Raw genomic sequence first — 15,379 nt, forward strand, 5'->3', positions numbered from 1 at the left:
CGTCCGGGTCAGCTGCTGCTGACCGTCAGGTTGTTGGTGACGAAGTCGAGGCCGCCCGCGGACGAGGTGATCTCGAAGCCGAACTGCACGTCGCCGATGGTCTCGGCGCTGGACATCCAGCCCTTGGTGTTCGCGATCCACCTCATGATCGGGAGGATGTCGATGGTGCCGGACGTGGAGTCCGAGCTGCGCAGGAACGAGAAGACGTCGTTCGCGCCGTTGTTGCCCTTGTAGACGCTCCAGGTGTTGCCGTTCAGCGTGAGCGTGCCCTGGGAGGTGCCGAGCGCGCCGACGGCGCCGTTGTAGTTGACCCAGAGCATGGTCTCGTAGTCGTAGTCGGTGTCCCAGATGTCGTACGAGGTGTTGTAGGCGCCGGACGACGGGACCGTGACGTTGTAGCTGCTCTTGAGCGAGGACAGCCCCGCGATCGTCTTGCCCACGTACTTCTTGGAGTTGGGGTACGACTTGATGCCGCCGGTGTCGGGGTGGTTGGCCCAGACTCCCCAGTTGGTGCCGGAGTTGGCCCAGACGCACTGGCTGCCCGCGCCGGAGCCCCAGATGTTGTTGTAGAGCGTGTAGCCGTTCAGGGTGGTGTTGCCCCACTGGTCGCAGGAGGACCAGACGGCGGCCTGGGCGGGGGCCGAGGCGAGTCCGACCGTCGCGCCGAGCGCCAGCGCGGGGGCGATCAGGGCCTTGGTGATCCTGTGCGGTGTGCGGTGTGCCATGGGGTCCCTTCCATGGGTGGGGGGATCTACCGCGGCCCCAGGGTGAGGACGCGGTCTTCTCCGGCGCTCAGGAGGAGCGGTCGCGCGCCGGCGGAAGTCCGGAGTTCGACGCGGCAGGTGCGGTCCGGTCGCAGGAGGACGGTGGCGCCGTGGGGGGTCCAGGTGAGGTCGGCCCGCGCGCCGAACCTGGTGCGGACGCCGCGAAGTTCGCCACTGGGCAGGCTCGCGGGGAGCGCGGGGAAGAGGACGAGCCGCCGCGGGGTGGACTGGAGGAGTGCCTCGACGAGGACGGCGGGCAGGGTGTGGGCGGCGTCGGCGTTGTAGACGTGCCGTCCCGGATAGTGGCCGCTCATCAGGGAGTCGTGGAAGAAGTCCCCCGCCAGGACGTCGTCGAGGGCCCGCGCCACCCGTCCGGCGTCCCGCAGCCGGGCGGCCACCAGGGCGTGGTGGAGGTGGCCGTGCGCCGAGTCGTTCTCGGCGCCGCGCAGTTCGAGGGCGCGACGGGCGGCGACGGCGAGTCCGGGGGTGTCGTAGGGGTTGATCTCGTCGAGGGGCCAGACGCCGTAGAGGTGGCTGAGGTGCCGGTGGTCGTAGGTGTCGTCGAGGCCGGGGTGTGCCCATTCGGCCAGCGCGCCGTCGGAGTTGACCCGGTGCGGCGGCAGCCGGTCGGCGAGCGCCCGCCAGCGCCCGGCGTCGGGGCCCGGGTGGTAGGCGGCCGCCGTGCGCAGGGCGTGGCGGGCCGCCGAGAGGTCCATGGCGGCGTTGACGGTGACCCAGCCCGCGTTCGCGGGACGGTTCTCCGGGGAGTAGGACGGCACGATCACCAGGCGGCCGTCCTCGTCGGTCCGGGTGAGGAAGTCCTCGTAGAAGCGGGCGGTCTCGGCGAGCGCGGCGGCCAGTCGCGGATCGCGTCCGCCGTGGGTCTCGTCGTGGTCCACGAGGGGCTTGAGCAGCCAGTCGGCGCCCGCGGTCCACACGTGCAGCGGGTAGTCGCGGCTGAGGTGGTAGACGTGTCCCGACTCGCCGTCGGTGTGGGCGGGGGCGACCGCGCCGCGGGCGCCGAAGACGGCCCGGGCGTTGTCCCGCCAGTGCGGCAACTGGCTGTGTACCAGGGCCGCGTGGGCCTCGGTGACCTCCGGGAGGGCGGCCGCGGCGGCGGACGCCGTCTGCAGGTTGAGGTTGGCGTCCGTGGTGAACGCCCCGGACCAGGCGGTGTCCCAGTCGCCGGTCCACAGGCCGGTCAGCCGCGGCGGGAGCGTGCCGGACGCGGACAGCAGGTGGTACCGGCCCGCCGCGAAGAGCCGTTCCAGGAGAGCGGGGCTCCGCGGGCGGCGGACCAGCTCGGAGCCGGGCAGTGCCCGTTCGGCGGGGTCGGCGCGCAGGTCGAGGGTGACCCGCAGGTAGGCGGTGCGGTGCAGGGCGGTGTGCCGGGCGAGCAGGTGCGCGTACGCGTGCCCGGTGTCCTCGGCGCCGTGGCCGTCCCCGGGCAGCAGCTCGCGCAGGGCGCGCAGTTCCGCGAGGGCGTCCAGGTCGCCCGGGTGCCGGCGCACGCGGGTGAGCAGCAGCATCGAGCGGGCGCCCTCGACCCGTACGCCGGGGAGTGCGGGGCGGGTGACGCCGTCCGTGACGAGGAGGGTGACCCCGGTGTACGCGAGGCCGCTGCCCGGGTAGCGGGCGCGCAGGGTGAGCCAGGCGCCCTCGGGGGTGTGGGCGGTCCCGTGCTCCACCGCGAGGTCCGCGGGCGCTCCGGGCAGCCGGTGGTCCAGCGTCACCTCGGCGGCCGGGCCCGGGGCGGTCACGTACTGCGCGATCACGTCGTCGGCGCGCGAGACGAACACCTCGGCGCGCCGGTCCCCGCACACGGCGCGGACGACCCCGGTGGTGAAGTCGGCCTCGCGCCGGTAGCCGCGCCCTCTCGCCGCGGGACGGCGCAGCCGCACCTGGAAGGCCGGGTGGAAGGGCTGCACCCACAGCAGTGGCCGCCCGTCGGTGAAGTCCTCGCCGGCCTTCACGTCCCCGGCCAGCAGCCTGTCCTGTACGTCGGCGAGGCGGGCGGCGAGCTCGGGCGGGCGGGCGTCCGCGCTGCCGTTCGGGCGGACCAGGCGGTGGTGGTTGACGACGACCCGGTCGTCGTCCGGGTCACCGAACACCATGGCGCCGTGCGTGCCGTTCCCGCTCAGGAAGGCGTCCTCCCAGCGGGCGGCGGGCCGGGGTTCCCAGGTTCCGTGGACGGGGACGGAGCCGAGGGGGCGGCGGGTTCCGGGGGGCGTCCGGCCGCTCATGGGGCGAGCACCGCCGCTCCGTGGCGTTCCAGTCGTACGGAGTCCCGCACGGGCGTGCCGCCGAGCAGGTCGCGGTGGCTGCCGGGTACGTCGACGGTCACCGGGGCGCGGCCGTGGTTGAGCAGGAAGAGCAGGTCGCCGCGCCGGACGGCCTCGACGCCGTCGGGCAGTCCGTCGAGCACGGGCCGGACTCCGGCGCCCAGGGCCGCGTCCGTCAGCAGGGCGCGCAGGGCGGCCGGTCCGGGGAGCGTGGAGAGGTAGCGGGCGGTGCCCCTGCGGAGCACGGCGGGCAGTCCGTCCAGCTCGCCGCCGCGGTAGCGCGCCTCGACGACGGCGGTGTCCTCGGGCTCGATCTCCTCGGACCAGAGCGTGCCCGTGAAGCCGTCGCACGCCACCTCCTCCCCCGCGTCCAGCGGCCACCGTTCGTGCAGCGTGCGGATGCCGAACAGGGCGCGCAGCCGCTCGTCCATGCCGCCGGGCCGCACCCGGTCGTCCTCGTCGGCGACGCCGGTGAAGAAGCCGCAGACGAGTGTGCCGCCCGCCCGCGCGTAGGCGAGGAGGTTCTCGATCGCGGTGTCCGTGAGCAGGTAGAGCTGGGGGACGACGACCATCCGGTACCCGGAGAGGTCGTGCCCGGGGTGGGCGAACGCGGTGGTGAGGCGGGCCTCCCACAGGGCGCGGTGCCAGGCCCGTACGACCTCGGCGCAGTCGATCTCCGTGGACGGCCGCCCGTCGTGCGCTCCCGCCCACCAGGAGTGCCAGTCGTGCAGGACCGCGATGTCCGCGGCGACGCGCGTGCCGGTCACGTGGGGGGCGAGGGCGGCGAGTTCGGCGCCGATCCGCCTGATCTCCTGGAAGGTACGGCCCCGCTCCCCCGCGTGGCCGATCATCGCGGAGTGGAACTTCTCGGCGCCCTGCCGGGACTGCCGCCACTGGAAGTAGCAGACGGCGTCGGCGCCGCGCGCCACGGCCTGCAGGGACCACAGCCGGTTCAGTCCGCGCGGCTTGGGGTGGTTCACACCGCGCCAGCTGACCGCTCCGGCGGCCTGTTCCATGAGCATCCAGGGGCCGCCCGCCGCCTGTGAGCGCGTCATGTCCTGGACGAGCGCGCCGTGCTGTGCGCCGAGGGGGTCGCGCGGGTCGGGGTAGAGGTCGACCGAGACGACGTCCTCCTCCTCGGCCCAGCGCCAGGCGTCCTGGCCGACCCACATCGGCATGAAGTTGCTGGTCACCGGGGTGCCGGGACTGTGGCGGCGCACGATGTCCCGCTCGGCGGCGTAACACTCCAGGAGCATGTCGGAGGTGAACCGCTTGAAGTCGAGGACGTGCGTGGGGTTGCGCAGGTAGTGCGCGTGGCGCGGCGGGATCACCTCGTGCCAGTCGTCGTAGCTCTGGCCCCAGAAGGCCGTCCCCCAGGCGGTGTTGAGCGCCTCGACGGTGCCGTACCTGTTCCTCAGCCAGCGTCGGAAGGCGGCGGCCGCCTCGTCGCCGTGGTCGAAGGTGCAGTACTCGTTGTTGATGTGCCACATCGTGAGGGCGGGGTGGCTCGCGTAGCGGGCGGCCAGGTCCTCGGTGATGGCGGCGGCGCAGCGGCGGTAGACGGCGCTGGAGTGCGAGAAGTGCTGACGGGAGCCCCACCATTCGGTGCGGCCGTCCTCGTCGCGGGGCAGGGTCTCGGGGTGCAGCCGGCCCATCCAGGGCGGCGGCGAGGAGGTGGGGGTGGCGAGCACGACGCCGACGCCGTTCTCGTGCATCAGGTCCATCAGCCGGTCCAGCCAGCCGAACTCCCTTGCTCCCGGGCGTGGTTCGAGCTTCGCCCAGGAGAAGACGCCGAGGGTGACGGAGTTGACGCCGGCCTCCTTCATGAGGCGGACGTCCTCGTGCCAGACCTCCTCGGGCCACTGCTCGGGGTTGTAGTCGCCGCCGAACAGGATGCGGCCCCGGGTGGCGTCGCCCAGGCTCGGCCGCCCGGGCTCGGGGCCGGTTCCGCGGGGCGTGGGCATGGGCCACCTCGATCGGGGTGAGGGAGTGACGGGGGTGGTACGCCGCGGCCGACCGCCGGTCAGGAGCAGGTCGGCCGCGACGAGCTGGAAAGCGGCGCGGGGCGGGCACGGGGCGCCTCGGCGGGGAGGGCCGGCCGGGTCAGCCCTTCACGGCGCCGGTGAGCATGCCCTTCTTGAAGTGCCGCTGGACGAAGGGCGAGAGGACCGCGACCGGCAGCAGCGCCATCACCATGACGGCCATCTGCACGGCGAGCGGGGAGAGTTGTCCGGTGTTGATCTGGGTGGCGAGTCCGACCGGGCGTTCCTGCTTCTGGACGAGCTGGATCATGACGTTCTGCAGCGGCATCATGTCCTGGTCGGTCAGGTAGATGGAGGCGTTGAACCAGGCGCTCCAGTAACCGACCGCGTAGAAGAGCGAGATGACCGCGAGGACCGCCCGGGACAGCGGCATCACGATCTTCCACAGGATGCGCCAGTCGCCCGCGCCGTCGATGCGGGCGCTGTCGATCAGTTCGGGTGAGATGCCCATGAAGAACGCCCGCAGCACCAGGATGTTGAAGACGCTCACGGCGCTGGGGAGGATCAGCGCGAGATAGGTGTCGGTGAGGCCGAGCGCCTGCACCAGCAGATAGGTGGGGATGAGGCCGGCGCCGAAGAACATCGTGGCGAGCAGCAGCATCAGGAACCAGCGGTGGCCGAGCGACCCGGTCCGCGAGAGTCCGTAGGCGCACAGGACCGAGACCGCCATGCTGAACAGGGTGCCGGCCAGGGTCACGCCGACGCTGACGAGCGCGGCGCGCTGCACCTGGCCGCCGGTGAGCAGTTCCCTGTAGGCGACGAGGGTGACGCCCCTGGGGACGACGACCAGGCCGCCGGCCGCGTCGATGGTCCTCTTCGACTGGAGACTGGTGACGACGACGATCCACAGCGGGAACAGGATCGCGAAGGCGGCCAGGGTGAGGACGATCCCCTTGCCCGCGAGGCCCGCCTTCGACGGCTCCTCCTCCCAGGGCGGCCGGGGCGGCGCCGACCAGTGGCCCGGCCTGTCGCGCGGTGCGGGTGTCACTGCGGTCATTTCTCGTACACCCCCTGCTCGCCCATGAGGTGGGCCACCTTGTTGGCGGCGAGGACGAGCCCCAGGCCGACCACCCCCTTGATCAGTCCGGCCGCCGCGGCGTAGCCGAAGTCCTGGTTGCGGATGCCGTTCCACCACACGTAGGTGTCGAGGACCTCCGCGGCGCCGGGGCCCACCGCGTCGCGTTGGAGCAGGAGCTGCTCGAAGCCGACGGTGAGCGCGTCGCCCACGCGCAGGACCAGGAGCAGGGCGATCACCGGGCGCAGGGCGGGCAGGGTGATGTGCCACATGCGCCGCCAGCGTCCGGCTCCGTCCATGGCGGCGGCCTCGTACAGGTCGGACGGGACGGCGGAGAGGGCGGCGAGGAAGACGATGATGCCCCAGCCCGCGTCCTTCCAGACGCCCTCGGCCGTCACCAGGAACTTGAAGACCCCCGGGTCGGTCATCAGGTCGATGCCCTGGTGGCCGTGGCGTCGCAGGGTCTGGGCGATGATGCCCGCCCCGCCGAAGATCTGCTGGAAGACGGTGACGACGAGGACCCAGGAGAAGAAGTGCGGGAGGTACATGACCGCCTGGGCGACGGCCCGGACCCGGGGCCTGACCACGCTGTTGATGAGCAGCGCGAGGGCGACGGGGACCGGGAAGTAGAGCACGAGCTGGAGGAAGAACAGCACGAACGTGTTCTGCACGGCGTGCCAGAACGCCGAGTCCTCGAAGATCCGCCGGAAGTTCTCCAGGCCGGTCCAGGGGCTCTCGAAGATCGCGACGAAGCCGTTGTCGCTGAGGTACGGGTCGTAGTCCTGGAAGGCGACGACATTGCCCAGCACGGGTACGTAGGCGAAGACGAGCAGCAGCGTGATCGCGGGCAGGGTCATCAGGATCAGGGTGCGGTCGCGCCTGAACCGCAGCCGGAAGGCCGGCTTTCCCGCGTCCCGTCCGGTGCTCCCGGCGGCCCGCCGTCCGCCGGCGCCCTCGGGCGGGCTCCCGTCCGGCGCCTTCCTGCCCGCCCTGGCCCCGGCCCTGCTCCGAGGCACCGTGCTGTGGGACACGGCCTTCTCCTTGCCTCAGTCCTGGGTCACTTGGCCGCGGAGCCGTTGTCGTCGAGCAGCTTCCTGTACCAGGCGCGCAGGTCGTCGCCGCCCTTGTTCTTCCAGTCCGCGACGGCCTGCTGCACGTCGGCGATCTTCTTGCGGCCGCGGACGACGTCGTCCTCCAGCTGCTCGAAGTCGTTGGCGAGGTTGGTCCACCGGTTGGGTTCGGTGATGGTCAGGCCGTAGAAGGAGGACTTCTTGGTGAAGGCGCCCATGCGCTGCTGCCACTCGACCTGGAGCCTGGCGATCTCCGGCAGGTCGGGGTGGGCGAGGTAGGCGGCCGGGTCGCCGGTGTAGTCGTAGGCGCCGTTGACCTCGTTGGTGCCCTGGGTGGTCTTGGTGGGCAGGCCGTCCTTGACGGTGTAGTCGGTGCCCTCGACGCCGTACACGGTCAGCATGTACTCCTTGGTGCCGTACGGGGCCGCGCAGAAGTCGGCGAGCGCGAGGAAGTCCTTGATCTGCTGCTTGGACGCCTTCTTGCTGACGAAGGTGAAGATGCCGGCGGGCTGGGTCGCCCAGAGCGTGGGATCGCCGCCGTCGGGGCCGAAGATGTCGAACGCGCCCATCTCGAAGCCGGTCTTCTGGGTGCGCTGTTCGGCCGTCGAGCCGTACCAGTAGGACAGGTCGCCGTTGAAGACGAGGGACTGGCCCGCGGTGAAGCGGTTGGACGCGTCGCCCTTGACGGCCTTGGCGTCGGGGTGGACGACGCCCGCCGCGTACAGCTTGCGCGTCCACTCCAGGGCTTCGAGGTACTCGTCGGTCTCGATCCGGTTGACGAGCTTGCCGTCCCTCAGGTCCCACCACAGGGCCTTGTCGCTGCCGTTGAGGACGCCGTAGACGTTGAAGGCCGTCCACTTGAGGTCGTCGCAGGCCCACACCTTCGCCTTCGCGTCGGTGGCCTCCTTCGCCCAGGCCAGGAACTCGTCGGGCGACTTCGGCGGCGCGTAGCCCTTCTCGGCGAAGACGTCCTTGCGGTAGAAGGGCACGATGTTGGTGACGTACGAGGCCGGCATCGGGATCGCGCGCAGCCGGCCGCCGAAGATGGAGCGCTGCCAGGCGTCGGTGGGGACGGCCGCGAGGTTCGGGTAGGCCTTGACCCTGTCGCCCGACAGGTACGGGCCGAGGTCGGCGAACTTGGCGTTGACGGCGCTCGGTATCTTGCCGTTCAGGTTCCAGCCCGGGACGACCACCACGTCCGGGATGTCGCTGGAGGCGAGGACCGCGCCCAGTTTCTCGTCGTAGGTGTTGCCGTCCTGGTTCTGCCAGGTCACTTTGACGCCGATGGCCTCGTTCATGGCCGTGTAGTACGCGTTGCCGCCGGACGGCGGGGTGCCCCAGAACGGGGACATGATCTTCAGGTCGCCGCCGGTGCCCAGTTTCTTCGGTACGGACGTCTTGAGCGCGTCCAGGTCGATCGCCCGGGTGAACCCGGCCGCCGAGCCGTTCTTCGACGGGAGGTCGGGCGTGACGACGCTCGACGCCACGAACGCCGGAAGGATCTTCTTGGCGTCCTTCCCCGAGGTGGTGCCGTCCTTGCTCCCGTCCTGTCCCGAGCCGCAGGCGGCGAGCAGGGGCGTTCCGCCGGCCACGGCGGCCGCTGCGACCGCCGTGGAGGCGAGGAAGCTTCTCCGGCTGGGGACGGTGGTGGCGGAGTTCGGCGTCATTGCGTCAACCCTTCATGGCGCACAGCAGGACACCCGGCGGTGGAGCCGTCGGCTGCGGTGTCTTGAGTGGATCTGCCTGAGCTGAAGCGGGCCTCGGAGGACTGTTCCCCGGGGAGGGGAAGCCCGGCAATCGAAGCGCTTCGATGTTGCTGCGAGGTTAAGTGAACGCCTGGGGGCGCACAAGGGTCGATCCCAAGATTCCTCGGAGGCGGATGACAACAGAGCGTCTCCGTACGGCACTTGATGTCACTGGCGGGAAACGGAGGTGGCGGGGTCGGACGTCTTGACACCCACCCCTTGGTCGATCGAGCATCGAAGCGCTTCGAAAGACCTTCGACGCCCAGCGCAAAGGGATCACCACGTGACCGCAGAGACGCCCTCCACGCCGCCCTTCCGTGACGCGAGCCTGCCGTTCGCGAAGCGCATCGACGACCTGCTGGCGCGGCTCACGCTGGACGAACGCATCGCGTTCCTGCACCAGTTCGCGCCCCCCGTCGAGCGGCTGGGGATCCCCGCCTTCCGCACCGGCCAGGAGGCGCTGCACGGGGTCGCCTGGATGGGCCCGGCGACGGTGTTCCCGCAGGCCGTCGGGCTCGGCGCGACCTGGAACACGGAGCTCGTGCGGCGGATCGGGGAGGCCGTCTCCTCGGAGGCCCGCGCGATGCGCGCCCGCGACGACCGCGTGGGCCTCAACGTCTGGTCCCCCACGGTCAACCTGCTGCGCCACCCGCTGTGGGGCCGCAACGAGGAGGGCTACTCGGAGGACCCGGCGCTCACCTCCGCCATCGCCACCGCCTACACCCGCGGGCTGCGCGGCGACCACCCCGTCTACTGGCGTACCGCACCGGTCCTCAAGCACTGGCTCGCGCACAACAACGAGACGGACAGGGACACGTCGTCCTCCTCCGTCCGGCCGCGCGTGCTGCACGAGTACGACCTGCGCGCCTTCCGCGACACCGTGCTGGCGGGCGCCGTCGCCGGGGTGATGCCCGCGTACAACCTGGTCAACGGCCGCCCCAACCACGTGTCGCCGTACCTGCGCGAACATCTGCGGGCCTGGACCGACCAGGAGCTGCTGGTCTGCTCGGACGCGGGCGCGCCCTCCAACCTGGCCGACTCCGAGCACTACTTCGACACCCACGAGGAGGCGACCGCCGCCGCGCTCCTCGCCGGCGTCGACAGCTTCACCGACCACGGCACGGACGGCTCGCGGATCACCGCACGCGTCCGGGGCGCCCTGGAGCGGGGCCTGCTGACCGAGGCCGACATCGACACCGCGGTCCGCCGCCAGCTCGCCGTGCGTTTCCGGCTGGGCGAGTTCGACCCGGACCTCGACCCGTACGCGGGCACCGGACGGTTCGACACGCCCGCCCACCGCGCGCTCGCCCTGGAGGCCGCGGAGCAGGCGGTCGTCCTGCTCGAGAACGACGGCCTGCTGCCGCTGCGCCCCGGCGTCCGCCTCGCCGTCGTCGGCCTGCTCGCCGACGAGTGCAAGCTCGACTGGTACAGCGGCACGCTCATCCACCGGTCGACACCCCTGGAGGGCCTGTACGAGCGCTTCGGCGCCGACCGCGTGGACTTCGCCGAGGGCGTGGACCGCGTACGCCTGCGGACCGCGTCCGGCCGCTACCTCGCGGTGCCCGCCGTCGAGGACGCGCCGGAGGAGCCGCGGGAGGCCGAGGGCGCCCTCGACCCCGCGCTGGTCCCGGGCCGCACCGGTCTTCCCCCGCTGACCGCCGACGCCGTCGGCACCGAACTGGCGCTGATCGACTGGGGCGAGGACGTCCTCACCCTGCGCGCCCCCGACGGCCGCTACCTGTCGGTCGCCGACGACGGCTTCCTGCGCGCCTCCGCCGACCAGCCGGGCGGCTGGGTCGTCCAGGAGACCTTCCGGCTGGAACCCTCCGCGGCCCACGGCGGCGGCCACCTCCTGAAGCACCTCGGGACGGGCGGGTACGTCGGTGTCACCGCCGACGGCGTGAAGGTCGCCGGGCGGGACGCCCGGGACGCCGAGGTCTTCGAGGCGGAGTTCGCCGAACGCGGCGAGGACGCGGTGGCGCGCGCCGCCGCCTCGGCCGACGTGGTCCTCGTCGTCGCGGGCAACGACCCGCACATCAACGGGCGTGAGACCGAGGACCGTACGACGCTGCGGCTGCCCGCCCACCAGCGGCGTCTGCTGGACGCCGCCCGCGCGGCGAACCCGGACACCGTGCTGGCGCTGGTCTCCGCCTATCCGTACGCGGTCGGCCACACCGGTCTGCCCGCCCTGCTGTGGACCGCGCACGGCGGCCAGGCGGCGGGCACCGCGCTGGCCCGCGTCCTCGCCGGGGACGTCTCCCCCGCGGGCCGCCTCCCGCAGACCTGGTACGCCTCCGACGACGACCTGCCCGCCCTGCTCGACTACGACGTGATCGGCGGCCGGCAGACCTACCTCTACTTCGAGGGGACTCCGCTCTTCCCCTTCGGGCACGGCCTGTCCTACGCCTCGTTCGCCTACACGGACCTACGGGTCCGCGAGGAGGCCGCCGCGCTGGCCGTCTCCTGCACCGTGACGAACACCGCGGACGTGGCCGGCGACGAGGTCGTCCAGCTCTACACCCGGGCGGTCTCCCCGTCCGTGCCCCGCCCGCGCCGCGCCCTGGCGGCACACCGCCGCGTCCGGATCGGCCCGGGTGCCTCCACGGTCGTCACCTTCGAACTACCGCTCTCCGGCCTGGAGTTCTGGGACGTGACCGTCGGCCGCCGACGCCTCGAACCGGGCTCCTACGAGCTGCAGGTGGGCGCCTCCAGCGAGGACATCCGGCTGGTCGCGAGCATCGAACTCGACGGCGAGCCGGGCACGTTCCGCCCGGTTCGCGAACACGGCCTGAACGCGGTCGACTTCGACGAGCAGCGCGACACCGAGATCGTCGACCGTACGCGGACGGCGGGCGACGCGGTGACCCCGGCGGACGGGAGCGCGGGTGAACTGCTGTACTGGGGCTGCGACTTCGGCGCGGGCGTCACCGGTGTCGTCGTCGAGGCGGCGGGTGAGGGCGTCGTCGAGGTCTCGGTGGACGGCGGGCCGTCGGCGCGGGTTCTTCCGGCGGGCGGCGGGCCGGCCCCCGAGCCGTCGCCGGGCACCGCGCCGGGCACCGAACTCACGGTGAACGGGACGGACGGGCCCTACGACTACCGCACGTTCACCGCCGCGTTCACCGCCGACGGTGTGCACGACGTCCGCCTCGGACTGCGCGGGCCCGTCCGGCTCGCGCACGTCGGCTTCTCCGGTTGAGGGTCCGGAGCGGTCGGCACAGGGGTCCGGCGCCGGAAGGCATCGGTGCCGGGCCCCTCCTCTGCGACGTCGGCCGAGAACGACCGTCGCCGGACACGTCGTTTTCGGTCACGTCCGACCGGCCTGGACCACACCGCCCCGGGCCGGCCGGCCGAGTGCCGGGGCGGTCCCACCCCGGCTGCCCCGACGTGCACATGAGCGATAATCAGCCTCGCTCTGCGCGGCAGGCGAGAGCGATGTGCGACGGGGGAACAGAGTGACCAGGAGTCAGGGGGTCGGCGGCGGCGAGCCGTCCGGCAGAGCGGAGCTCGCGGCCGAGTTGCGCCGCCTGAAGGAGAAGTCCGGACTCAGCTTCGGACGCCTCGCCGACAGGACGCACTACAGCCGCTCGTCATGGGAACGCTTCCTCAACGGCAAGCAACTCCCCACCGCGGTGGCCCTGGAGGAGTTCGCCGCCGCCACGGACGCGGACGCCGACGTGCTGCGCGGACTGCTGGAAGGCGCCCTGGAACCGGCCGACCCGACGGGGCCGACGGGGCCGACGGGGCCGACGGGGCCGAAACCCGGGTCGGACACCGGGGGCGGCGCCGGGACCTCTGCGGAGGCGGGTGCCGGAGGCGGAGCTGGAGGCGAGGCCGGTCTTGCGGCGGCGGCCGGAGCGGGGGTGCCGACCGAGGCCGGCTTCACGGCCCAGGCCGGAGCGGGGGCCGGAACCGCGAGCGGCATCGCAGCCACGTCAGGAACGGGAGCCGGAGCCGGGAACGGCATCGCAGTCGCGGCAGGAGCAGGGGTTCCCGCCGAGGCCGGGACCCCGGCGGACCTGGTGGCCGGGGCGGGAACCGGCACCGGCCTCGGAGCTGCGGCCGGGGCGGGAACCGGCACCGGCCTCGGAGCTGCGGCCGGGGCGGGAACCGGCGCCTTCGCCGGACCTGGCGTCGGTGTCGGGGCTGTGGCCGGGGACGGTGGGGCGGCGGGGCCGGGGGCGTCGACCGTTGTCGGACCGGCGGGCACCGGTGGCGGGCGGCCCGGTGCCGGGCGGGACTGGAAGTCCGGCCTCCGTACGGCCGGGCTGGTCGCCGCCGGTGCCCTGCTGGGCAGTCTCACCACCGCGTTCGCCCTCGGCACCGGCCCGCTCGGCGGGGCGGACAGCGGCGGCGACTCGTCCCCCAACGCGGCGGAGCCGTCCCAGCAGACCCCGCGCCCCGGCTGCTCCGAGGACACCTGCCTGCGGCGCGACCCCCAGGCGATGGACTGCCACTGGGACGCCACGACCGCCCGCGAGACCTGGCTGCGCGGCATGCACATCGAGCTGCGCCACAGCGCCGCCTGCGGGGCGGTCTGGGGCCGCATCGAGAGCGGCGCGGTGGGCGACTCCGTCACCATCAAGGACAAGTACGGCCTCGAACTGACGGCCACGGTCCGGGTGGACCGCGACACCTACACCGGCATGCTCGCCGTCGGCCCCGACGCACAGCCCGAGACGGTGACCGTCTGCGGCAGGATCCCGAGATACCACGCGATGGAGTGCTCGCCGAAGGGCACCGTCCAGCCCTGAACACTCTTTGTCCCACTCCGGGAACGCCGACGGCCGGAGCCCCCGCACAGTCGGGCTCCGGCCGTCGGTTTCGGTGAGGTCCCGGTCAGAGGGCGAGACCCGTCAGCACGAGCACGCGCTCGTAGGTGTAGTCGTCCATCGCGAACCTGACGCCCTCGCGGCCCACGCCGGACTGCTTGGCGCCGCCGTACGGCATCTGGTCGGCGCGGTAGGACGGGACGTCGCCGATGACGACGCCGCCCACCTCCAGGGCGCGGTGCGCGCGGAACGCGGTCTGCAGGTCGTGCGTGAACACGCCCGTCTGGAGGCCGTACTTGGAGTCGTTCGCGGCCTCGAAGGCGGCCGCCTCGCCGTCCACCTTCTGCACGGTCAGGACCGGTCCGAAGACCTCCTCGCAGGAGATCGTGACGTCGGCCGGAACGTCCGCGAGGACGGTCGGGGCGTAGGAGGCGCCGTCGCGCTTGCCGCCGGTGAGCAGCGTGGCGCCGGCCGCGACGGCCTCGTCCACCCACGACTCGACGCGCTCGGCGGCGGCCTCGCTGACCAGCGGGCCGACGTCCGTCGCGTCGTCGGACGGGTCGCCGGTGACCTGGGCCTCGACGGCGGCCACGATGCGCGGCAGCAGGCGGTCGTACACCGCGGCGTCCGCGATCACGCGCTGCACCGAGATGCAGGACTGGCCGCCCTGGTAGTTGGAGAAGGTCGCGATCCGCGTGGCAGCCCAGTCCAGGTCGGCGTCGCTCGCGAAGTCGGCGAGGACGACGGCCGCGCCGTTGCCGCCCAGCTCCAGGGTGCAGTGCTTGCGCGGCACCGAGTCCATGATCGCGTAACCGACCGTCTCGGAACCGGTGAAGGAGATGACGGGAAGGCGCTCGTCCTGGACCAGGGCGGGCATCTTGTCGTTGGCGACCGGCAGGATGCTCCAGGAGCCGGCGGGAAGGTCCGTCTCGGCCAGCAGGTCACCGAGGATCAGACCGGACAGCGGGGTCGCGGGCGCCGGCTTCAGGATGATCGGGGCACCCGCGGCGATGGCCGGGGCGACCTTGTGGGCGCACAGGTTCAGCGGGAAGTTGAAGGGCGCGATGCCGAGGACGACGCCCTTGGGGAAGCGGCGCGTGAGGGCGAGCCTGCCCTGACCGCCCAGGTCGGTGTCGAGGCGCTGCGCCTCGCCGCCGTTGAAGCGGCGGGCCTCCTCCGCGGCGAACCGGAACACGGACACCGCGCGGCCGACCTCGCCCCGGGCCCACTTGATCGGCTTGCCGTTCTCGGCGGAGATGAGCTGCGCGATCTCCTCGGTGCGCTCGGCCAGGCGGCGCGAGACGTGGTCGAGGGCGGCGGCGCGTACGTGGGCGGGGGTCGCGGCGAACTCGTCGCGCACGGCGTACGCGGCGGCCACGGCCTCCTCGACCTGGGCCTCGGTGGGCACGCTGACCTGGCCGACGAGGCGGCCGTCCCACGGCGAGGTGACGTCGAAGGCGGTCTCGCCGGTGGCCTGGCGGCCGACGAGCCAGAAGGCGTGGGTGGAGGTCATGTACGAGTCCCGGCCCTTCCGTGTGTGGGTGACGATGGGGGTGTTCCTGCTGGTGCTGCTCTCCGACCACGGTAGGGCCGCGACCGGCGCGGGGCGTTTGTCCGACGCGTAACAGTCGGGGGCCCGGATGCGCCGGTTTGGACTGATCGGCAGGGTCCGGTCGAGCCTCGCCCGGGAAG

Annotated in this window: 9 protein-coding genes; 2 read left to right on the forward strand and 7 right to left on the reverse strand. The window is 72.6% G+C overall.

Features of this window, described 5'->3' with window-relative positions; all coding sequences use genetic code 11:
* Nucleotides 1-8 precede the first annotated feature (8 nt).
* From ACFW6B_RS03925 to ACFW6B_RS03950, 6 genes are all read right to left on the reverse strand, one after another.
* Nucleotides 9-725, reverse strand: coding sequence for a hypothetical protein (locus tag ACFW6B_RS03925; RefSeq protein WP_386591753.1), 717 nt, complete (start codon nt 723-725; stop codon nt 9-11).
* A gap of 26 nt (nt 726-751) precedes the next feature.
* On the reverse strand, nt 752-3,007 hold the full coding sequence (locus tag ACFW6B_RS03930; RefSeq protein WP_386591754.1) for a glycoside hydrolase N-terminal domain-containing protein: 2,256 nt from the start codon (nt 3,005-3,007) through the stop codon (nt 752-754).
* On the reverse strand, nt 3,004-5,010 hold the full coding sequence (locus ACFW6B_RS03935) for a beta-galactosidase (RefSeq protein ID WP_386591755.1): 2,007 nt from the start codon (nt 5,008-5,010) through the stop codon (nt 3,004-3,006). Before ACFW6B_RS03935 ends, ACFW6B_RS03930 begins: the two co-directional genes overlap by 4 nt.
* 139 nt (nt 5,011-5,149) lie before the next feature.
* The gene (locus ACFW6B_RS03940; protein WP_386591756.1) at nt 5,150-6,085 is read right to left on the reverse strand and encodes a carbohydrate ABC transporter permease; all 936 of its coding nucleotides are present in this window, start codon (nt 6,083-6,085) and stop codon (nt 5,150-5,152) included.
* The gene (locus tag ACFW6B_RS03945; RefSeq protein WP_386591757.1) at nt 6,082-7,134 is read right to left on the reverse strand and encodes an ABC transporter permease; all 1,053 of its coding nucleotides are present in this window, start codon (nt 7,132-7,134) and stop codon (nt 6,082-6,084) included. The genes ACFW6B_RS03940 and ACFW6B_RS03945 overlap by 4 nt, the downstream gene beginning before the upstream one ends.
* Nucleotides 7,135-7,160: 26 nt before the next feature.
* On the reverse strand, nt 7,161-8,840 hold the full coding sequence (locus ACFW6B_RS03950; protein ID WP_386591758.1) for an extracellular solute-binding protein: 1,680 nt from the start codon (nt 8,838-8,840) through the stop codon (nt 7,161-7,163).
* A 361-nt stretch (nt 8,841-9,201) separates the two neighbouring features.
* On the opposite strand from ACFW6B_RS03950, the gene ACFW6B_RS03955 reads away from it, so the two are divergent.
* Nucleotides 9,202-12,114: a glycoside hydrolase family 3 C-terminal domain-containing protein gene (locus ACFW6B_RS03955; protein WP_386591759.1), complete on the forward strand. Its 2,913-nt coding sequence runs from the start codon at nt 9,202-9,204 to the stop codon at nt 12,112-12,114.
* Between the two features lie 256 nt (nt 12,115-12,370).
* The gene (locus ACFW6B_RS03960) at nt 12,371-13,669 is read left to right on the forward strand and encodes a helix-turn-helix domain-containing protein (RefSeq protein WP_386591760.1); all 1,299 of its coding nucleotides are present in this window, start codon (nt 12,371-12,373) and stop codon (nt 13,667-13,669) included.
* A gap of 85 nt (nt 13,670-13,754) precedes the next feature.
* Here the strand turns inward: ACFW6B_RS03960 and ACFW6B_RS03965 are convergent, their stop codons facing one another.
* Complete coding sequence (locus tag ACFW6B_RS03965) at nt 13,755-15,200, reverse strand: aldehyde dehydrogenase family protein (protein ID WP_386591761.1); 1,446 nt, start codon at nt 15,198-15,200, stop codon at nt 13,755-13,757.
* Nucleotides 15,201-15,379: the final 179 nt, after the last annotated feature.

Origin of the sequence: Streptomyces sp. NPDC058751, assembly GCF_042746485.1 — a bacterium.
Lineage (GTDB): Bacteria > Actinomycetota > Actinomycetes > Streptomycetales > Streptomycetaceae > Streptomyces.